This is a genomic window from Enterobacter cloacae complex sp. SHL020 (genome assembly GCF_049236945.1).
Classification (GTDB): domain Bacteria; phylum Pseudomonadota; class Gammaproteobacteria; order Enterobacterales; family Enterobacteriaceae; genus Enterobacter; species Enterobacter dykesii.
Window position 1 is genome coordinate 469,211 of the sequence record NZ_JBMKJF010000004.1, and the last position, 19,850, is coordinate 489,060.

The window sequence follows — 19,850 nt, forward strand, 5'->3', positions numbered from 1 at the left end:
ACGATGCATGAAAGGAGAAATAGGCATGCGTCTTTGTGATCGCGATATAGAAGCCTGGCTGGATGAAGGCCGTTTATCTATTACCCCACGCCCACCGGTTGAGCGTATCAATGGCGTGACCGTTGATGTCCGCTTGGGGAATAAATTCCGCACCTTTAGTGGCCATACCGCACCGTTCATTGACCTCAGCGGGCCGAAGGACGAAGTCAGCGCCGCGCTCGATCGCGTGATGAGTGACGAAATCGTTATCGATGAAGGCGAAGCTTTTTATCTGCATCCGGGTGAACTGGCCCTGGCGGTGACGTTTGAATCCGTCACCCTGCCTCCGGACCTGGTCGGCTGGCTTGATGGCCGTTCTTCGCTGGCGCGACTGGGGCTGATGGTTCACGTGACCGCGCACCGTATCGATCCAGGCTGGTCGGGGCGTATCGTGCTGGAATTCTTCAATGCCGGTAAATTGCCGCTGGCGCTGCGCCCGGGCATGATGATCGGCGCGTTGAGCTTTGAACCGCTGTCAGGCCCGGCAGATCGTCCTTATAACCGTCGACAGGACGCAAAATATCGCGACCAGCAGGGCGCGGTTGCCAGCCGTATTGATAAAGACTGATCGTTAGTCCATTGAGGATGCCATGAGAAGAGTTCTGACGACGCTGATGATTTTGCTGGTGGTGCTGGTGGCTGGCCTTTCGGCGTTGGTTCTGCTGGTTAACCCCAACGATTTCCGCGCTTATATGGTGCGGCAGGTCGAGGCGCGCAGTGGTTATCAACTGAAGCTTGACGGGCCGCTGCGCTGGCACGTCTGGCCGCAGCTCAGCATTCTCTCTGGCCGCATGTCGCTCACCGCGCCGGGGGCGGCCCAGCCGCTGGTGTCCGCAGACAACATGCGCCTTGATGTGGCGCTGATCCCGCTCATTTCCCATCAGCTGCAGGTTAAGCAGGTGATGCTGAAAGGCGCGGTGATTCAGCTCACCCCGCAAACCGAAGCCGTGCGTGATGCCAGTGCGCCGGTTGCGCCGCGCGAAAATACTCTGCCTAATGAACCGTCTGATACCGGCTGGTCCTTTGATATCGGCAAGCTGAAAGTTGCCGACAGCGTGTTGGTTTTCCAGCATGAGCACCAGGAGCAGGTGACCATTCGCAACATTAACCTGCAGATGGAACAGGATGCTCACCATCTTGCGTCGCTGGAATTTAGCGGGCGCGTGAACCGCGATCAGCGTGATTTGACCCTGTCGCTGAATGCTAATGTGAACGCCTCGGACTACCCGCATCAGCTCACGGCCGACATTCAGCAGCTGAGCTGGCAGCTGACGGGTGCCGATCTCCCCACCCAGGGGATAACCGGGCAGGGAACGCTGCAGGCCGTGTGGCGCGAAGAACAAAAGCAGCTGGAGCTGGATAATCTCAACCTGCAGGCAAATGACAGTAGCCTGAAGGGGCAGGCGAGCGTCACGCTCGAAGAGAAGCCGAAGTGGGTGCTGAATCTGCAGTTTGACAAGCTCAATCTGGAAAACCTGCTGCCGCCTCTGCCGGCCAGCGCCACGGATAGCGATGCCACCCAGACGGGGCAAAGCCAGGCACCGGCATCACGTCCGGTTATCTCGTCTAATCTCGATCAGCCTGACTATAACGCCCTGCGCGGATTCACGGCGGATATTCTGCTGAAAGCCAATAGCCTGCGCTGGCGTGGCATTGATTTTACCGACGTGAGCAGCCAGATGTTTAACCATAACGGTTTGCTGGTGATCTCCGAATTGAGCGGTAAGATGGGCGCAGGAAACCTCTCGCTGCCCGGCACGCTGGATGTCCGTAAAGACGTTGCCAGCGCCGAATTCCAACCGCGTCTCGACAACGTTGAGATAGGCACCATCCTGAACGCGTTTAACTATCCGATATCCCTGACGGGGCAGTTGACGCTCGCAGGTGACTTCTCAGGCACGAAAATTGATGCAGATGCTTTCCGCCGCGAGTGGCAGGGGCAGGCGCATCTTGATCTGAAAAATTCCCGTATGGAAGGGCTTAACTTCCAGCAGCTGGTGCAGCAGGCGGTTGAGCGCAGCAGCGATGTGAAGGCCCAGGATAACTACGACAGCGCCACGCGCCTCGACAGCTTCACCACGGACCTGACGCTGGACAACGGGCAACTTACACTCGACGGGATGCAGGGTGCCTCTTCACTGTTATCAATGACCGGTGAAGGTAAGCTGGATCTGGTGAAAGAGACCGCGGACACGCGCTTTAACGTGCGGGTACTTTCCGGCTGGCAGGGTGAAAGCAAGCTCATCGACTTCCTGAAAGAGACGCCTGTCCCGCTGACCGTATACGGCAAATGGCAGGCCCTGAATTACAGCCTGCAGGTGGATCAGATCCTGCGCAAGCATCTGCAGGATGAAGCGAAACGTCGGCTTAGCGGCTGGGCGGATCGCAATAAAGATTCACAGGACGGTAAGGACGTGAAGAAGCTTCTGGATAAGCTTTGATGTCCGTTGCGCCGGGGAGCGTTGCGGCCTGATGCCCTCATCCCGGCCTTCTCCCGTGGGAGAGGGAGCAAACACTAAAAACGGCAACCGGGTTGCCGTTTTGTTTTACCTAAACCTCAAAATCCAGCTCTTCCTCATCCCGCAGCGGAATGAGCTGAACCTTCTGCACGCGATGGTTTTCAATCTGCAGCGTTTTGAGCAGATAGTCGCCCACCTGAACCTCTTCCCCCGGCTGCGGGATACGCTGCAAATACTCCATCAGCAGACCGGCAATAGTATGATATTCCCGTTTTTCATCCAGCGGCAGCGGCACGTATTGCACCAGGTCTTCCAGCGGCATATGGCCGTTAGCCGTCCACGAACCGTCTGCGTTTTTCTGAATATCATGGCGGGCGTCAATCTCATCCACCTCGTTAGGCAAATTACCGGCAATGGTTTCCATCACGTCGCTGAGCGTGACCAGCCCTTCCACCGAACCAAACTCATCCACCACAAAGGCAAAGTGCGTGCGCGCGTTACGGAATTGCTCAAGGGCGGAAAGCAGCGGTAGCCCCTCCGGGAAAACCAGCGGCTGGCGGACCAGTACGCGTAGATTGAGCGCCTCGCCGTGCAGCTGCTGCTGGAGCAGGTCAATAACGTGCACCACGCCCAGCAGCTCCTCTTCCTCTTCACCGCCGGTCACCACCACGCGGGTGTGCTGGTTTTTATCCAGCAGGGCGCGAATGTGCTCTTCCGGTGCCGTCAGGTCGATATGCTCAATGTCGTGCCGCGAGGTCATGATGCTGCTGACCGTCCGCTGATTCAGATTAAGCACCCGCTCGATCATCCGTCTTTCCTGCGGGTCAAAGATCAGCCCGTCGCTGTGATCGGCCAGCATGGCGGAGGATTCGGCATCCAGCTCCGCATCCTCTTTCTTACCGCTTAGCAGGCGCATAACCGTGTCGGCCGTGCGCTGACGCAGAGTCTGATTCGCGGACAGGAAGCGGCGGCGGTTAAATATTGCCAGCTGGTTAAGCGCTTCAATCATGACGGAGAAGCCGATGGCGGCGTACAGGTAGCCTTTCGGAATATGGAAGCCAAAACCGTCGGCCACCAGGCTAAAGCCAATCATCAGCAGGAAGCTCAGACAGAGGATCACGATGGTCGGGTGACTGTTCACAAAGCGGGTCAGCGCCTTGCTGGCCATGACCATCAGCGTGATGGCAATGATCACCGCAGCCATCATCACCGCAAGGTGATCCACCATCCCGACGGCGGTGATCACCGAGTCAAGTGAGAAGACCGCATCCAGCACCACGATTTGCGCCACTACCGGCCAGAATTTCGCCCCGCGACGCTGGGTCGGGTTCTCGCTGTCTTTGCCCTCCAGCCGCTCGTTGAGCTCCACCGTGGCTTTGAACAGCAGGAACAACCCGCCGAAGAGCATGATCAGATCGCGGGCGCTAAAACTCAGGCCGTGAATGGAGAACAGAGGCTGAGTGAGCGTCACCAGCCAGGAGATAGAGGCCAGCAGCAGTAAACGCATCACCATCGCCAGCAGCAGACCCGTTACGCGCGCGCGGTCGCGCTGGGAAGGGGGCAGTTTTTCAGCAAGGATGGCGATAAAAACCAGATTATCAATCCCGAGCACCAGCTCGATGACGACCAGCGTAACCAGCCCGGCCCAGATTGAGGGATCGGCAATCCATTCCATAGTAATAGCAATACCTTCTGTTATATGACGAATGTCACACTTCGATCATGGATAAAGCTGGGGGAAATTGCAATGCCGGGCTGAGATTTCTCTTAATACGACGGTTAAAAAAGAGAGCATTCTCAATAATGTGTAAATAAGCGAAATGCGAATATTTAATTGCAGAGATAGCATTTTAGGATATATCGCAGGCGGTGTTTTTTACTCTCATTTTGTCAATATAAAGAAAATCCTAAAAGGTCAAAAATTTGCTCTTAATATTAATCTTAAAAACCGATATTAGGACTGTTGTCTCCTTGCCTGCTATTAGGTTAGCTGCAACAATTCTCCCAGCATCAAATGTTAAATCTCGGTGTTGCTATTAATGTTTGGTCTTCAGGAGATGGTTATTCATTATCCGTTGGGTTTCTCAAGCGACTGATATATTTCCAGAAGACCTTGCTCAAGAGGGTGTCTATCCATAACACATTGTTTAGTCAGTGGATTGGTAACTGAAAGCCAAGGGCGGTAGCGTGCCTGAAAGCGTGTGAATCAGCCTCGATTATTCTGTCAATAGCCAATGGATGAATAAGCTTTTTTTAGGACTGATGCCAGTTATATTTCTATTTGATTAACTGCATGCTGAAACCCAATACGACTCGAGCTTATTTAAATTGCACAGGATAATTACTCTGCCAAAGTGATAAATAATCAATGATGAAATCCAAAATGAAATTGATGCCATTATTGGTGTCTGTGACCTTGATGAGTGGTTGCACGGTCTTTCCCGGCAGCAATATGTCAACAATGGGTAAGGATGTGATCAAACAACAGGATGCCGATTTTGATCTCGACAAAATGGTGAATGTTTATCCTCTTACGCCTCGTCTGGTCGAACAATTACGTCCACGTCCGAATGTTGCCCAGCCGAATATGTCGCTGGATCAGGAAATTGCGTCTTACCAGTACCGCGTGGGGCCGGGGGACGTGATCAACGTGACCGTCTGGGACCACCCTGAACTGACCACGCCAGCGGGCCAGTACCGTAGCTCAAGCGACACCGGTAACTGGGTGCAGTCAGATGGCACCATGTTCTATCCCTACATTGGTAAAGTCCATGTTGCAGGCAAAACGCTTGCCGAGATCCGTAGTGATATTACCGGCCGCTTAGCGCAGTACATCGCCGATCCGCAGGTGGACGTTAATATCGCCGCATTCCGCTCGCAAAAAGCCTATATCTCCGGCCAGGTGAATAAATCCGGCCAGCAGGCCATCACCAACGTTCCTCTGACGGTACTGGATGCCATTAACGCCGCGGGCGGGTTAACCGACGGCGCGGACTGGCGCAACGTCGTGCTCACCCACAACGGGAAGGAGCAGCGCATTTCGCTGCAGGCGCTGATGCAAAACGGCGATCTGACCCAGAACCGCCTGCTCTATCCGGGCGACATTCTCTACGTACCGCGCAATGACGATCTGAAAGTCTTCGTGATGGGTGAAGTGAAGAAACAGAGCACCCTCAAAATGGACTTTAGCGGTATGACGCTGACCGAAGCGCTGGGCAATGCTGAAGGTATCGATCTGACGACCTCTAACGCGACCGGTATCTTCGTTATCCGTCCGCTGAAAGGTGAGGGCAGTGCGAAAGGCAAGATTGCCAACATCTACCAGCTGGATATGTCCGATGCGACCTCTCTGGTGATGGCAACGGAGTTCCGTCTCCAGCCATACGATGTGGTGTATGTCACCACCGCGCCGGTTGCCCGCTGGAACCGTCTGATCAACCAGTTGCTGCCAACCATCAGTGGCGTTCGCTACATGACGGATACGGCGCGCGACATTCATACCTGGTAATCCGCGATGTTTAACAAAATTCTGGTGGTATGCGTGGGGAATATCTGCCGTTCCCCTACGGCTGAACGGTTGTTGAAACACTACCAGCCCGAACTGACCGTTGATTCGGCCGGGCTGGGTGCACTGGTCGGTAAAGGTGCCGATGAGCGCGCAACGAGCGTGGCGCGGGATCATCATCTCTCTCTCGACGGCCACGTGGCCCGCCAGGTCACTGGCCGCATGTGCCGCGAGTATGACCTGATCCTGACGATGGAAAAACGCCATATTCATGCGCTGTGCGATATCGCTCCGGAGATGCGCGGCAAGGTGATGCTGTTTGGTCACTGGGACAATGAACGTGAAATCCCCGATCCGTATCGCAAAAGCCATGAGGCCTTTGAGGCGGTTTACACCTTACTTGACCAGTCTGCCCAACAGTGGGCGCAGGCACTGAAAGCTCAGCAGGGATAACAATGACAGAAAAAACAAGACCTTCTGCCGCCCCGACTTCGGGCAGTGATGAAATTGATATTGGGCGCCTGGTCGGCACTGTTGTAGAGGCAAAGTGGTGGGTGCTTGGCATTACCGCCGTGTTCGCCGCGGCGGCCGTCGTCTACACGCTCTTCGCCACCCCTATCTACAGCGCCGATGCGCTGGTGCAGATCGAGCAGAATACCGGCAACTCGCTGGTGCAGGACATTGGTTCCGCGCTGGCGAACAAGCCGCCGGCATCCGACGCCGAAATTCAGCTCATCCAGTCACGCCTGGTGCTGGGTAAAACGGTTCACGACCTCGGGCTCGATATCTCCGTCACCAAAAATACCTTCCCAATCTTTGGTGCCGGCTGGGATCGTCTGATGGGGCGAAGCAACGACACGGTGAAAGTGACTGACTTCGTGCTGCCGAAAGGGGCCGCCGATCAGACGTTTACCCTGACGGTGCTTGGCCCGAAACAGTATCAGCTAACCAGCGACGCAGGTTTTAGCGCCCGCGGTGAAGTGGGGCAGATGCTGACCAAAGACGGCGTCAGCATGATGGTTAGCGCCATCAACGCACAGGAGGGCGGTGAATTCACCGTCACCAAATTCTCCACGCTGGGAATGATCAATAATCTGCAAAACAACCTGACCGTCACCGAAAACGGTAAGGACACCGGCGTGCTGAGCATGACCTTTACCGGTGAAGATAAGGATCAAATCCGCGACATACTGAACAGCATTACCCGCAACTATCTTGAGCAGAACGTCGAGCGTAAGTCGGCAGAAGCGGCGAAAAGCCTGGCGTTCCTGTCAAAACAGCTCCCGGAAGTGCGTGCCCGTCTGGATGATGCCGAGAACAAGCTGAACGCCTATCGTCAGGATAAAGACTCCGTTGACCTGCCGCTGGAGGCGAAATCGGTCCTCGATTCAATGGTCAACATTGACGCGCAGCTCAACGAGCTGACCTTCAAAGAGGCGGAAATTTCCAAGCTTTATACCAAACGTCACCCGGCCTACCGCACGCTGCTGGAGAAACGCCGCACGCTGGAAGAGGAGAAGGCGAAGCTCAATGACCGCGTGACCGCGATGCCGAAAACGCAGCAGGAGATCGTGCGTCTGACCCGCGACGTGGAGTCAGGACAGCAGGTTTACATGCAGCTGCTGAACAAGCAGCAGGAGCTGAAAATCACCGAAGCCAGTACCGTCGGTGACGTGCGTATCGTCGACCCGGCCATTACCCAGCCTGGCGTGCTGAAGCCGAAGAAAGCGCTGATTATTCTCGGCAGCATTATTCTCGGCCTGATGCTCTCCATCGTGGGCGTGCTGCTGCGTTCGCTGTTCAACCGCGGTATCGAAAGCCCGCAGGTGCTGGAAGAGAGCGGTATCAACGTCTATGCCAGCATTCCGCTGTCCGAGTGGCAAAAATCCCGTGACAGCGTCAAAACCATCAAGGGCGTCAAGCGTTACAAACAGAGCCAGCTTCTGGCGGTGGGTAACCCGACCGACCTCGCCATCGAAGCGATCCGCAGCCTGCGCACCAGCCTGCACTTCGCCATGATGCAGGCCAAAAACAACGTCCTGATGTTAACCGGCGTGAGCCCGTCGATCGGTAAAACCTTCGTCTGCGCCAACCTGGCGGCGGTGGTCAGCCAGACCGACAAGCGCGTGCTGCTGATCGACTGCGATATGCGTAAGGGCTACACCCACGAACTGCTGGGCACCAACAACGTGAACGGTCTGTCGGAAATCCTGCTCGGCAAAGGTGACATCAGCCAGAGCGCGAAACCCACAACGGTGCCGAAATTTGATCTGATCCCACGCGGTCAGGTGCCGCCTAACCCGTCCGAGCTGCTGATGAGCGAACGCTTCACCGAACTGGTGGAGTGGGCGAGCAAAAACTACGACCTGGTGCTGATCGATACGCCGCCAATTCTGGCCGTAACCGACGCAGCGGTTGTTGGCCGCCACGCTGGCACCACGCTGATGGTGGCGCGTTACGCGGTCAACACCCTGAAAGAGGTGGAAACCAGCCTGAGCCGCTTCGAGCAGAACGGGATTGAGGTGAAAGGGGTGATCCTGAACTCCATCTTCCGCCGCGCGACCGGGTACCAGGATTACGGTTATTACGAGTACGAATATAAATCTGACAGCAAATAAAAATCCCCCTCACCCTAACCCTCTCCCCAGAGAGGAGAGCAGCTATCTCCCTCTCCCTCCGGGAGAGGAGCGGGGTGAGGGATAAGGGGAAGACCATGACCACACAACGCCCTTTAGTTTCAATCTATATGCCGACATGGAATCGTCAGCAGCTGGCGATCCGCGCAATAAAATCCGTCCTGCGACAGGATTACGATAACTGGGAGCTGATCATCGTTGATGACTGCTCTTCCTCGTATGAACAGCTGCAAAAGTTTGTGACTGACCTCAACGACCCGCGGGTGGTCTATACGCATAACGCGATTAACTCCGGCGCGTGCGCGGTGCGTAATCAGGCGATTATGCAGGCCAAAGGGCAGTATCTGACCGGAATCGACGACGATGACGAATGGACGCCGAACCGCCTGTCTATCTTCCTGTCGCATAAAGAACAGCTGGTCACGCACGCTTTCCTGTATGCCAACGACTATGTCTGCCAGGGCGAGGTTTACTCGCAGCCCGCGAGTCTGCCGCTGTACCCGAAATCGCCGTACTCTCGCCGCCTGTTCTACAAGCGCAACATTATTGGTAACCAGGTCTTCACCTGGGCGTGGCGTTTCAAAGAGTGCCTGTTCGATACCGAACTCAAGGCCGCGCAGGATTACGATATCTTCCTGCGCATGGTGGTGGAATACGGCGAGCCGTGGAAAGTGGAAGAGGCCACGCAGATCCTGCATATCAACCACGGGGAGATGCAAATCACCTCCTCGCCGAAGAAGTTCTCCGGCTACTTCCATTTTTACCGCAAGCACAAGGACAAGTTTGACCGTGCCAGCCGTAAATATCAGCTCTTTACCCTCTATCAGATCCGCAATAAGCGCATGAACTGGCGCACGTTGCTGACGCTGCTGTCCGTGCGTAACGGCAAGCGCCTGGCTGATGGACTTCGGGGGAAATAATGTTTCTGGAAGATTGCCGCGCTAACAGCTGGAGCCTGCGTCCGTGCTGCATGGTTCTGGCGTACCGCATCGCGCACTTTTGCTCGGTGTGGCGTAAGAAAAACGTGCTGAACAATATCTGGGCGGCGCCCGTGCTGGTGCTGTACCGCATCATTACCGAATGCTTTTTTGGCTATGAAATTCAGGCCGCTGCCACCATTGGCCGCCGCTTTACCATCCATCACGGCTATGCGGTGGTAATCAACAAGTTTGTGGTCGCCGGGGATGATTTCACCATTCGTCATGCGGTCACCATTGGCAACCGCGGGCCTGACAGTCTGGCCTGCCCGGTCATCGGCAACAACGTCGAGCTGGGCGCGAACGTGGTAATCATCGGTGACATTACGATTGGTAATAACGTCACGATTGGTGCTGGCAGCGTAGTGCTGGACAGCATTCCGGATAACGCGCTGGTGGTGGGAGAAAAAGCCCGCGTGAAGGTGATTAAATGAACATTCTGCAATTTAACGTACGCCTCGCAGAAGGCGGAGCGGCAGGCGTGGCCCTGGATCTGCACCAGCGCGCGCTGCAAAAAGGACTTCAGTCTCGCTTTATTTACGGTTACGGCAAAGGCGGCAAGAAAAGCGTCAGCCACGATAACTTCCCGCAGGTGCACAAGCACACGCCGCGTCTGACCTCGATTGCCAACATTGCGCTGTTCCGTCTGTTTAACCGCGATCTGTTTGGCAACCTGAACAATCTTTACCGCACGGTTACCCGCACCGCGGGCCCGGTTGTGCTGCATTTTCACGTGCTGCACAGCTACTGGCTGAATCTGGAAGAGGTGGTGGCGTTTTGCCAGAAGGTGCAGGCCCACAAGCCCGATACCCGCTTTGTCTGGACGCTGCACGATCACTGGAGCGTGACCGGACGCTGCGCGTTTACCGACGGCTGCGAAGGCTGGAAAGATAACTGCCAGAAGTGCCCGACGTTAAGCAACTACCCGCCGGTGAAGGTGGATCGCGCGCATCAGCTGGTGGCCGGAAAGCGTCAGCTGTTCCGCGACATGCTCTCGCTCGGCTGTACGTTCATCTCCCCGAGCCAGCACGTGGCCGATGCCTTCAACAGCCTGTACGGGGCAGGGCGCTGTCAGATTATCAACAACGGCATCGACGTGGCGACGGAAGCCATTCTTGCCGAGCTAACCCCGGTGGCCGAAACCGCGGGCAAACCGAAAATCGCTATTGTTGCGCATGACCTGCGTTACGACGGTAAAACCAACCAGCAGCTGGTGCGTGACATGATGGCGCTGGGTGACAAGATAGAGCTTCATACCTTCGGCAAGTTTTCCCCATTCGAAGGGACTAACGTGGTGAACCACGGGTTTGAGACCGACAAGCGCAAGCTGATGAGTGCGCTGAATGAAATGGACGCGCTGGTGTTCAGCTCCCGCGTGGATAACTACCCGCTGATCCTCTGCGAAGCGCTCTCTATCGGCGTGCCGGTGATCGCCACCCACAGCGATGCGGCGCGCGAAGTGCTGGAAAAGTCCGGCGGGAAAACCTTCACGGAGCAGGAGGTCCTGCCGCTGGTACAGCTGCCGAAGGCGCAGATTGCTGAGATCGTTTTTGGCACGGACCTGGAATCGTTCCGCAACCGCAGCCGCAAGGCCTACAGTGGACAACAGATGCTGGAGGAATATGTCTCGTTCTATCAGAGTCTGTAGTTATCTGCTGCTGCCGCTGATCTACCTGCTGGTCAACGTCAAAATTGCCCAGCTCGGCGAAAGCTTCCCGATAACCATCGTAACCTTCCTGCCCGTTCTGCTTCTGCTGTATGTCGATAAAATCAACCTCAAGAAGCTGATGATTGCCTTAGGGCTGGGCACGGGCCTGACGCTGTTTAACTACATCTTTGGCCAGTCGCTGGATGCCAGTAAATACGTCACGTCAACCATGCTGTTTGTTTATATTGTCATTATTATCGGTATGGTCTGGAGTATTCGGTTTAAAACTATTTCTCCGCACAATTATCGGAAAATCCTTAGGTTCTTTTATATTGCCGTTGCGTTAATTGTTATGCTTGCCGCGCTGGAGATGGCGCAAATTATTCTCACCGGCGGCAGCAGCCTGATGGAGATAATTTCGAAATATCTCATTTACAGTAACAGCTATGTATTGAACTTCATCAAGTTTGGCGGGAAGCGTACTACAGCCCTCTATTTTGAACCGGCGTTTTTCGCTCTGGCGTTAATCTCAATTTGGCTCAGCATCAAACAGTTTGGTATCAAAACGCCTAAGACCGATGCTATGATTCTTGCAGGAATTGTTCTGTCTGGATCGTTCTCAGGGGTAATGACATTTATCCTGTTTTACCTGCTGGAATGGGCGTTTCAGTACCTGAACAAAGATGCGATTAAGAAAAAACTGCCGCTGGCGATTATCTCCCTGACGGTATTTATGGTAGGCGTGATATTTGCCTTCCCGTACATCTCAGAACGTCTGGGTGATTTGGGAACGGAAGGGTCTTCGTCCTATTATCGCATCATTGGACCGCTGGTGATGGTGGGTTATTCCTTAACCCATATTGATGGGGTAGTAAGATTCGGCTCACTTTACGAATATGTTGCATCATTCGGAATCTTTAACGGTGCGGATGTCGGTAAAACCATAGACAATGGTCTGTATCTGTTAATTATTTATTTTTCGTGGTTCGCCGTACTGTTGACCCTGTGGTATCTGTTTAAAGTTTTCAAAATGATGATTAACGCGTTTGGTGATAACCAGAATTTTCGCGTTCAGCTTTATCTGTTTACTCCGGTGTCGCTGTTTTTTACCGGGTCAATATTTAGCCCGGAATATGCTTTCTTGATTGTCTGTCCGTTTATTCTGCGCAAGGCGCTTAATATTACGAACGTATGACGAAATGAGGTGATTTATGTTTCTTAGCGTCATTACTGTCGCTTTTCGTAATTACGAAGGGGTGGTAAAAACCTGGCGCTCGCTGCGCAACCTGGCGCGCGATCCAAGCCTCACCTTTGAGTGGATTGTGGTCGACGGCGGCTCGAACGATGGCACGGCGGAGTTTCTGGAAAAACTCAACGGTGAGTTCAACTTACGCTACATCAGCGAGAAAGATAAAGGCATCTACGATGCGATGAATAAAGGCATCAACATGGCGCAAGGCCGTTATGCCATCTTCCTGAACTCGGGCGATATTTTCCATGAAGACGTGGCGCTGTTTGCCCGTCAGCTGGCTCGCCAGAAAGAGGACGCCATGTATATTGGCGATGCGCTGCTCGATTTTGGCGATGGACATAAAGTGTGCCGTAGCGCGAAGCCAGGCTGGTATATCTACCACAGCTTGCCGGCCAGCCATCAGGCCATTTTCTTCCCGGTAAAGGGGCTGAAAAAACAGCCTTACGATTTGCAGTATAAAGTGTCTTCCGATTATGCGCTGGCAGCCAGCCTGTATAAATCAGGTTACCCGTTCCGTCGAATTAAAGGGCTGGTGTCTGAATTCTCAATGGGCGGCGTGTCAACGTCTAATAATCTGGAATTGTGCCAGGATGCCAAAAACGTGCAGCGTAAAATATTACGCGTGCCGGGGTTCTGGGCGGAATTGTCCTATTTATTACGCCTGCGTACCACAGGCAAAACGAAAACCTTATATAACAAAGCCTGAATATAAGGAAACGCAATGCAGGATTTAAAAGGTTTCTCCGTGCCGAAAGGTTTTCGGGGCGGGAACGGTATTAAGGTACAGCTGTGGTGGGCCGTTCAGGCAACATTATTTGCCTGGTCGCCGCAAATAATGTACCGCTGGCGAGCTTTTTTATTGCGCCTGTTTGGCGCAAAAATCGGAAAAAACGTAGTCATCCGACCTTCTGTGAAAATTACCTATCCGTGGAAATTAACGCTGGGGGATTACGCATGGGTTGGGGATGATGCGGTGTTATATACCCTTGGCGAAATTACGGTTGGCGCAAATTCGGTGGTTTCACAGAAATGTTATTTGTGCACCGGCAGCCACGATTTTATGAGTCAGCATTTTGATATTACCGCTTCGCCTGTTGTGATTGGCGAAAAATGCTGGCTGGCAACGGATGTTTTTGTTGCACCGGGTGTTTCTGTTGGCGATGGCACGGTAGTCGGTGCCCGCAGCAGCGTTTTTAAATCGCTACCGGCAAATAAAATTTGCCGTGGCAACCCCGCAGTGGTGATACGCGAACGCGTTGAAACTGATTAAATTCATAAGTAGAGGAATATAAACATGTCTAAAGTCGCTCTCATCACCGGCGTTACCGGGCAGGATGGTTCTTATCTGGCAGAGTTCCTGCTGGAAAAAGGGTATGAAGTACACGGTATTAAACGTCGTGCATCTTCTTTCAACACCGAACGTGTGGATCATATTTATCAGGATCCTCACGCGGCGAACCCGAAATTCCACCTGCACTACGGCGACCTGACCGATACCTCCAACCTGACCCGTATCCTGCAGGAAGTGCAGCCGGATGAAGTCTACAACCTGGGCGCGATGAGCCACGTAGCGGTCTCCTTCGAATCCCCGGAATACACCGCTGACGTTGATGCCATGGGTACGCTGCGTCTGCTGGAAGCGATCCGCTTCCTCGGCCTTGAGAAGAAAACTCGCTTCTACCAGGCATCCACCTCCGAGCTGTACGGTCTGGTGCAGGAAATCCCACAGAAAGAGACCACGCCGTTCTACCCGCGCTCTCCGTATGCGGTAGCAAAACTGTACGCCTACTGGATCACCGTGAACTACCGTGAATCCTACGGCATGTACGCCTGTAACGGCATCCTGTTCAACCACGAATCTCCGCGTCGCGGCGAAACCTTCGTGACCCGCAAAATCACCCGCGCTATCGCCAACATCGCGCAGGGTCTGGAGTCTTGCCTGCACCTCGGCAACATGGATTCCCTGCGTGACTGGGGCCATGCCAAAGACTACGTGAAAATGCAGTGGATGATGCTGCAGCAGGAACAGCCAGAAGACTTCGTGATTGCGACCGGCGTGCAGTACTCCGTACGTCAGTTCGTTGAAATGGCCGCGGCACAGCTGGGCATCAAACTGCGCTTCGAAGGTACCGGCGTGGAAGAGAAAGGTATCGTGGTTTCCGTGACCGGCCACGACGCACCGGGCGTGAAGCCAGGCGACGTGATTGTCCAGGTTGACCCGCGCTACTTCCGTCCTGCTGAAGTGGAAACCCTGCTGGGCGACCCAACCAAAGCGCACGAGAAGCTGGGCTGGAAACCAGAAATCACTCTGCAGGAAATGGTTTCCGAGATGGTAGCTAAAGATCTTGAAGCAGCGAAAAAACACTCCCTGCTCAAGTCTCATGGCTACGAGGTTGCCATCGCGCTGGAGTCCTGAGAATGACAAAACAACGTATTTTTGTCGCCGGTCATCGCGGAATGGTGGGTTCCGCGATTGTTCGCCAGCTGGAGCAGCGCGGTGACGTGGAAGTGATTGTCCGCACCCGCGACGAGCTGAACCTGCTCGACAGCCGCGCGGTACAGGACTTCTTTGCTAACGAACGCATTGACCAGGTGTATCTGGCGGCGGCGAAGGTGGGCGGTATTGTCGCTAACAACACCTACCCGGCGGATTTCATCTACGAAAACATGATGATCGAGAGCAACATCATTCACGCGGCGCATCTGCACAACGTGAATAAGCTGCTGTTCCTCGGATCGTCCTGTATTTACCCGAAAATGGCGAAACAGCCGATCGCCGAAAGCGAACTGCTGCAGGGCACGCTGGAAGCGACCAACGAGCCGTACGCGATTGCCAAGATTGCCGGGATCAAGCTGTGCGAGTCCTACAACCGTCAGTACAACCGCGACTATCGTTCGGTGATGCCGACCAACCTGTACGGACCGCACGACAACTTCCACCCGAGCAACTCGCACGTGATCCCGGCGCTGCTGCGCCGCTTCCACGAGGCGACCGCCGAGAACGCGCCGGACGTGGTGGTGTGGGGGAGCGGTACGCCGATGCGCGAGTTCCTGCACGTGGACGACATGGCTGCCGCCAGCATTCACGTGATGGAGCTGGATCGCGAAGTGTGGCAGGAGAACACCGAGCCGATGCTGTCGCACATCAACGTCGGTACCGGCGTGGACTGCACCATTCGCGAGCTGGCGCAAACCATCGCGCAGGTAGTGGGCTACAAAGGCCGCGTGGTGTTTGACGCGACGAAACCGGACGGCACGCCGCGCAAGCTGCTGGACGTGACCCGTCTGCATCAGCTGGGCTGGTATCACGAGGTGTCACTGGAGCAGGGGCTGGCCAGTACCTACCAGTGGTTCCTGGAAAACCAGCACCGCTTCCGGGGGTAACGATGTTTTTAAGTCAGGAAGATTTTGCCACGGTAGTGCGTTCCACTCCGCTCATCTCGATTGATTTGATCGTGGAGAACGAACGCGGCGAGTTCTTGCTGGGGAAACGAACCAACCGTCCTGCACAGGGCTTCTGGTTCGTGCCCGGCGGGCGCGTGCAAAAGGATGAGACGCTTACCGATGCGTTTGAGCGTCTCACTCTGGCGGAACTGGGCCTGCAGCTGCCGATGGCAGCGGGCCAGTTTTACGGGGTCTGGCAGCACTTCTATGACGATAACTTTTCAGGCACCGGATTCACCACGCACTACATCGTGCTGGGGTTCCGTCTGAAGGTGAGTGAGGCAGACCTGCGTCTGCCTGATTCTCAGCACGACGACTACCGCTGGCAGACGCCAGAGGCGCTGCTGGCGAGCGACAATGTGCATGACAATAGTCGTGCCTATTTCCTCGCTGAACGTCAGTCCGGAGTGCCGGGCTTATGAAAATTTTAGTGTACGGAATCAACTACTCGCCGGAATTAACCGGCATCGGGAAATACACCGGCGAGATGGTCGAGTGGATGGCGAGCCAGGGACATGACGTGCGGGTCATTACCGCGCCGCCGTACTACCCGGAGTGGAAAGTGGGGGAGCGCTACTCAAGCTGGCGCTACCGTCGCGAAGAGGGCGCAGCAACCGTCTGGCGCTGCCCGCTGTATGTGCCTAAGCAGCCCTCAACGCTGAAACGGTTACTTCATCTGGGCAGCTTCGCCCTGAGCAGTTTCTTCCCGCTGATGGCGCAGCGTCGCTGGAAGCCGGATCGCATTATCGGCGTGGTGCCGACGCTGTTTTGCACGCCGGGCATGCGCCTGCTGGGCAAACTCTCCGGCGCGCGCACTCTGCTGCACATTCAGGATTATGAAGTTGACGCCATGCTGGGCCTGGGGATGGCAGGCAAAAGTAAAGGCGGCAAGGTGGCGAAGCTCGCCAGCGCCTTTGAGCGCAGCGGCTTACATAACGTGGATTACGTCTCGACTATCTCGCGCTCGATGATGAACAAGGCGCAGGAGAAGGGCGTTCCGGCAGAGAAGGTGATCTTCTTCCCGAACTGGTCCGAAGTGGCGCGTTTTCGCGACGTGACTGAGCAGGACGCTCAGGCCCTGCGCGCGCAGCTCGGTTTGCCTGAAGATCAAAAAATCATTCTTTACTCAGGCAACATCGGCGAAAAACAGGGGCTGGAGAGCGTGATTGAAGCGGCCCAGCTGCTGAGTGAACATCCGTGGACGTTTGTGATTGTCGGGCAGGGCGGGGGAAAGGCGCGGCTGGAAAAAATGGCCGGGGAACGCGGCCTGACCAACGTGAAATTTTTCCCGCTTCAGTCTTACGAGGCATTGCCTGCGCTGCTGAAGATGGGCGACTGCCATCTGGTGGTCCAAAAACGCGGCGCCGCGGACGCGGTGCTGCCGTCCAAGCTGACCAACATTCTGGCAGTGGGCGGTAACGCGGTGATTACGGCAGAAGCCGAAACAGAATTAGGCCAGCTGTGTGACAGCTATCCGGGGATTGCCGTGTGCGTGGAGCCGGAATCGGTCCCGGCGCTGGTAACCGGAATTGAGCAGGCACTTGCCATGCCAAAAGTGAACACGGTGGCACGTGAATATGCCGAACGCACGCTCGAGAAAGAGAACGTGCTGAGCCAATTTATTGCAGATATACGGGGATAAATCATGAGTCAAACCACTTTGTATCCGGTTGTGATGGCTGGTGGCTCTGGTAGCCGGTTGTGGCCGCTGTCCCGCGTGCTCTATCCAAAACAGTTCCTCTGCCTGAAAGGGGATCTCACCATGCTGCAGACGACGGTAAACCGTCTGCACGGCGTGGAGTGTGAAAGCCCGGTGGTGATTTGTAACGAACAGCACCGCTTTATTGTTGCCGAGCAGCTGCGCCAGCTGAATAAGCTCACCGAAAACATCATCCTGGAGCCTGCCGGACGCAATACCGCGCCTGCGATTGCCCTGGCGGCGCTGGCGGCAAAACGCAGCAGCCCGGACTGTGACCCGCTGATGCTGGTCCTGGCGGCAGACCACGTTATCCAGCAGGAAGACGCCTTCCGCGACGCGGTGCGTGCGGCGATCCCTTACGCCGAGAGCGGCAAGCTGGTGACCTTCGGCATCGTGCCGGATCTGCCGGAAACCGGCTATGGCTATATTCGTCGCGGCAGCGTGACGCCGGGTCAAGGCGACAGCGTGGCGTTTGACGTGGCGCAGTTTGTTGAAAAACCGAATCTGGAAACCGCGCAGGCGTATGTCGCCAGCGGTGAGTATTACTGGAACAGCGGGATGTTCCTGTTCCGCGCCGGACGCTATCTGGAAGAGCTGCGCAAATACCGCCCGGATATTCTGCACGCCTGCGAGAAAGCAATGGCGGTGGTGGACCCGGATCTCGATTTCATCCGCGTGGATGAAGAGGCGTTCCTCGCCTGCCCGGAAGAGTCCATTGACTACGCGGTGATGGAACGTACGGCGGACGCCGTCGTGGTACCGATGGATGCGGGCTGGAGCGATGTCGGCTCCTGGTCCTCCCTGTGGGAGATCAGCGCCCATACCCCGGAGGGTAACGTCCACCACGGCGATGTGATTAGCCACAAAACGGAAAACAGCTACGTCTACGCCGAATCCGGCCTGGTGACCACGGTCGGGGTGAAGGATCTGGTGGTTGTCCAGACCAAGGACGCCGTGCTGATTGCCGACCGTAACGCCGTGCAGGACGTTAAAAAAGTGGTGGAGCAGATCAAGGCCGATGGCCGTCACGAGCACCATATTCACCGCGAAGTCTACCGTCCGTGGGGGAAATATGACTCCATTGATTCCGGTGACCGCTATCAGGTGAAACGCATCACCGTGAAGCCGGGCGAGGGGCTGTCGGTGCAGATGCACCATCACCGCGCCGAGCACTGGGTGGTGGTTGCGGGTACCGCTAAAGTCACTATCGACGGTGAAATCAAACTGCTGGGTGAAAACGAGTCCATTTATATTCCGCTGGGGGCGACGCACTGTCTGGAAAACCCGGGGAAAATTCCTCTCGACTTAATTGAGGTGCGCTCCGGCTCGTATCTGGAAGAAGACGATATCGTGCGCTTCCAGGATCGCTACGGGCGGGTGTAGCACTCTGCATTATGCCCGGTGGCGCTGAGCTTACCGGGCCTGCGAATGACAAAAAATCAATTTGGCCATTAAGTGGTCAGGGCCGACTGTTGCCTGAAAAAGGGGTCATCATGGAAAAATTAACCTGTTTTAAAGCCTACGATATTCGCGGCAAGCTGGGCGAAGAGCTGAATGAAGACATCGCGTGGCGCATTGGCCGCGCGTACGGCGAATATTTAAAACCGCAGACCATCGTGCTGGGCGGCGACGTGCGTCTGACCAGTGAATCCCTCAAGCTGGCCCTGGCGAAAGGGCTGCAGGACGCGGGCGTGGACGTGCTGGATATCGGCCTTTCCGGGACCGAGGAGATTTACTTTGCCACCTTCCACCTGGGCGTGGACGGCGGTATCGAAGTGACCGCCAGCCACAACCCGATGGACTACAACGGGATGAAGCTGGTGCGCAAGGGCGCGCGCCCGATCAGCGGCGACACCGGCCTGCGCGACGTGCAGCGCCTGGCGGAAGCCAACGACTTCCCGCCGGTGAACGACGCGAAGCGCGGCAGCTACAAAAAAATCAACCTGCAGAAAGAGTACATCGACCACCTGCTGGGCTACATCAACGTGGCGAACCTCAAGCCGCTGAAGCTGGTCATCAACTCCGGTAACGGCGCGGCTGGCCCGGTGGTGGATGCGCTGGAAGCCCGCTTTAAGGCACTGAACGTGCCGGTCACCTTCGTCAAGGTGCACAACACCCCGGACGGCAACTTCCCGAACGGTATTCCTAACCCGCTGCTGCCGGAGTGCCGCGACGACACCCGCAACGCGGT

General features: G+C 55.5%; 17 protein-coding genes and 1 pseudogene. 17 read left to right on the top strand and 1 reads right to left on the bottom strand.

Translation table 11 applies throughout. From position 1 onward, the window contains the following. Positions 1–25 precede the first annotated feature (25 nt). The gene (dcd, locus tag ACOTZB_RS13680) at positions 26–607 is read left to right on the top strand and encodes a dCTP deaminase (protein WP_023312408.1); all 582 of its coding nucleotides are present in this window, start codon (positions 26–28) and stop codon (positions 605–607) included. A 22-nt stretch (positions 608–629) separates the two neighbouring features. Further along, on the top strand, positions 630–2,480 hold the full coding sequence (asmA, locus tag ACOTZB_RS13685) for an outer membrane assembly protein AsmA (protein ID WP_421627434.1): 1,851 nt from the start codon (positions 630–632) through the stop codon (positions 2,478–2,480). A 109-nt stretch (positions 2,481–2,589) separates the two neighbouring features. Here asmA and ACOTZB_RS13690 read toward each other — a convergent pair whose 3' ends face one another. Beyond that, positions 2,590–4,173 carry a TerC family protein gene (locus ACOTZB_RS13690; RefSeq protein WP_023312406.1) on the bottom strand — a complete coding sequence of 528 codons (1,584 nt, stop codon included), beginning with the start codon at positions 4,171–4,173 and terminating at the stop codon, positions 2,590–2,592. 693 nt (positions 4,174–4,866) lie between these two features. On the opposite strand from ACOTZB_RS13690, the gene ACOTZB_RS13695 reads away from it, so the two are divergent. The 15 genes and pseudogenes from ACOTZB_RS13695 to ACOTZB_RS13765 all read left to right on the top strand — a co-directional run. Next, positions 4,867–6,006 carry a polysaccharide export protein gene (locus ACOTZB_RS13695; protein WP_014170829.1) on the top strand — a complete coding sequence of 380 codons (1,140 nt, stop codon included), beginning with the start codon at positions 4,867–4,869 and terminating at the stop codon, positions 6,004–6,006. Between the two features lie 6 nt (positions 6,007–6,012). Next, entirely contained in the window at positions 6,013–6,456 is a 444-nt protein-coding gene (wzb, locus tag ACOTZB_RS13700; RefSeq protein ID WP_332986037.1) for a low molecular weight protein-tyrosine-phosphatase Wzb, read from the top strand. 2 nt (positions 6,457–6,458) lie between these two features. After that, positions 6,459–8,621, top strand: a complete 2,163-nt coding sequence (wzc, locus tag ACOTZB_RS13705; RefSeq protein ID WP_193806268.1) for a tyrosine-protein kinase Wzc — start codon at positions 6,459–6,461, stop codon at positions 8,619–8,621. A 95-nt stretch (positions 8,622–8,716) separates the two neighbouring features. Then, positions 8,717–9,559, top strand: coding sequence for a colanic acid biosynthesis glycosyltransferase WcaA (gene wcaA / locus ACOTZB_RS13710; RefSeq protein ID WP_023312403.1), 843 nt, complete (start codon positions 8,717–8,719; stop codon positions 9,557–9,559). Continuing rightward, the gene (gene wcaB, locus ACOTZB_RS13715; RefSeq protein ID WP_023312402.1) at positions 9,559–10,050 is read left to right on the top strand and encodes a colanic acid biosynthesis acetyltransferase WcaB; all 492 of its coding nucleotides are present in this window, start codon (positions 9,559–9,561) and stop codon (positions 10,048–10,050) included. The genes wcaA and wcaB overlap by 1 nt, the downstream gene beginning before the upstream one ends. Continuing rightward, complete coding sequence (gene wcaC, locus ACOTZB_RS13720) at positions 10,047–11,264, top strand: colanic acid biosynthesis glycosyltransferase WcaC (RefSeq protein ID WP_421627438.1); 1,218 nt, start codon at positions 10,047–10,049, stop codon at positions 11,262–11,264. Before wcaB ends, wcaC begins: the two co-directional genes overlap by 4 nt. Beyond that, positions 11,239–12,459, top strand: a complete 1,221-nt coding sequence (gene wcaD, locus ACOTZB_RS13725; protein WP_024908105.1) for a colanic acid polymerase WcaD — start codon at positions 11,239–11,241, stop codon at positions 12,457–12,459. Before wcaC ends, wcaD begins: the two co-directional genes overlap by 26 nt. Positions 12,460–12,475: 16 nt before the next feature. Further along, complete coding sequence (wcaE, locus tag ACOTZB_RS13730; RefSeq protein ID WP_033145980.1) at positions 12,476–13,222, top strand: colanic acid biosynthesis glycosyltransferase WcaE; 747 nt, start codon at positions 12,476–12,478, stop codon at positions 13,220–13,222. A gap of 15 nt (positions 13,223–13,237) precedes the next feature. Then, a complete protein-coding gene (wcaF, locus tag ACOTZB_RS13735; RefSeq protein WP_421627440.1) occupies positions 13,238–13,786 on the top strand; it encodes a colanic acid biosynthesis acetyltransferase WcaF in 549 nt (182 codons plus the stop codon). Positions 13,787–13,810: 24 nt separating this feature from the next. After that, positions 13,811–14,932: a GDP-mannose 4,6-dehydratase gene (gmd, locus tag ACOTZB_RS13740; protein WP_014884502.1), complete on the top strand. Its 1,122-nt coding sequence runs from the start codon at positions 13,811–13,813 to the stop codon at positions 14,930–14,932. Positions 14,933–14,934: 2 nt separating this feature from the next. Next, positions 14,935–15,900, top strand: coding sequence for a GDP-L-fucose synthase (gene fcl, locus ACOTZB_RS13745; protein ID WP_024908102.1), 966 nt, complete (start codon positions 14,935–14,937; stop codon positions 15,898–15,900). 2 nt (positions 15,901–15,902) lie between these two features. Further along, positions 15,903–16,382: a GDP-mannose mannosyl hydrolase gene (locus ACOTZB_RS13750; RefSeq protein WP_045418617.1), complete on the top strand. Its 480-nt coding sequence runs from the start codon at positions 15,903–15,905 to the stop codon at positions 16,380–16,382. After that, positions 16,379–17,602, top strand: coding sequence for a colanic acid biosynthesis fucosyltransferase WcaI (wcaI, locus tag ACOTZB_RS13755; RefSeq protein ID WP_047647341.1), 1,224 nt, complete (start codon positions 16,379–16,381; stop codon positions 17,600–17,602). The genes ACOTZB_RS13750 and wcaI overlap by 4 nt, the downstream gene beginning before the upstream one ends. Before the next feature lie 3 nt (positions 17,603–17,605). Continuing rightward, positions 17,606–19,042 carry a mannose-1-phosphate guanyltransferase gene (gene cpsB / locus ACOTZB_RS13760; RefSeq protein WP_421627442.1) on the top strand — a complete coding sequence of 479 codons (1,437 nt, stop codon included), beginning with the start codon at positions 17,606–17,608 and terminating at the stop codon, positions 19,040–19,042. Positions 19,043–19,152: 110 nt separating this feature from the next. After that, a pseudogene (locus tag ACOTZB_RS13765) lies at positions 19,153–19,850 on the top strand (phosphomannomutase CpsG); the annotation flags it as partial.

What these genes read in the sequence shown, in the direction of transcription:
- cpsB (WP_421627442.1), top strand. Translation starts at nt 17,606, where the DNA reads ATGAGTCAAACCACTTTGTATCCGGTTGTGATGGCTGGTGGCTCTGGT.
- fcl (WP_024908102.1), top strand. Translation starts at nt 14,935, where the DNA reads ATGACAAAACAACGTATTTTTGTCGCCGGTCATCGCGGAATGGTGGGT.
- asmA (WP_421627434.1), top strand. Translation starts at nt 630, where the DNA reads ATGAGAAGAGTTCTGACGACGCTGATGATTTTGCTGGTGGTGCTGGTG.
- wcaA (WP_023312403.1), top strand. Translation starts at nt 8,717, where the DNA reads ATGACCACACAACGCCCTTTAGTTTCAATCTATATGCCGACATGGAAT.
- wcaB (WP_023312402.1), top strand. Translation starts at nt 9,559, where the DNA reads ATGTTTCTGGAAGATTGCCGCGCTAACAGCTGGAGCCTGCGTCCGTGC.
- wcaE (WP_033145980.1), top strand. Translation starts at nt 12,476, where the DNA reads ATGTTTCTTAGCGTCATTACTGTCGCTTTTCGTAATTACGAAGGGGTG.
- ACOTZB_RS13690 (WP_023312406.1), bottom strand. Translation starts at nt 4,173, where the DNA reads ATGGAATGGATTGCCGATCCCTCAATCTGGGCCGGGCTGGTTACGCTG.
- wcaF (WP_421627440.1), top strand. Translation starts at nt 13,238, where the DNA reads ATGCAGGATTTAAAAGGTTTCTCCGTGCCGAAAGGTTTTCGGGGCGGG.
- wcaI (WP_047647341.1), top strand. Translation starts at nt 16,379, where the DNA reads ATGAAAATTTTAGTGTACGGAATCAACTACTCGCCGGAATTAACCGGC.
- gmd (WP_014884502.1), top strand. Translation starts at nt 13,811, where the DNA reads ATGTCTAAAGTCGCTCTCATCACCGGCGTTACCGGGCAGGATGGTTCT.
- wcaC (WP_421627438.1), top strand. Translation starts at nt 10,047, where the DNA reads ATGAACATTCTGCAATTTAACGTACGCCTCGCAGAAGGCGGAGCGGCA.
- wcaD (WP_024908105.1), top strand. Translation starts at nt 11,239, where the DNA reads ATGTCTCGTTCTATCAGAGTCTGTAGTTATCTGCTGCTGCCGCTGATC.
- dcd (WP_023312408.1), top strand. Translation starts at nt 26, where the DNA reads ATGCGTCTTTGTGATCGCGATATAGAAGCCTGGCTGGATGAAGGCCGT.
- ACOTZB_RS13695 (WP_014170829.1), top strand. Translation starts at nt 4,867, where the DNA reads ATGATGAAATCCAAAATGAAATTGATGCCATTATTGGTGTCTGTGACC.
- wzb (WP_332986037.1), top strand. Translation starts at nt 6,013, where the DNA reads ATGTTTAACAAAATTCTGGTGGTATGCGTGGGGAATATCTGCCGTTCC.
- ACOTZB_RS13750 (WP_045418617.1), top strand. Translation starts at nt 15,903, where the DNA reads ATGTTTTTAAGTCAGGAAGATTTTGCCACGGTAGTGCGTTCCACTCCG.
- wzc (WP_193806268.1), top strand. Translation starts at nt 6,459, where the DNA reads ATGACAGAAAAAACAAGACCTTCTGCCGCCCCGACTTCGGGCAGTGAT.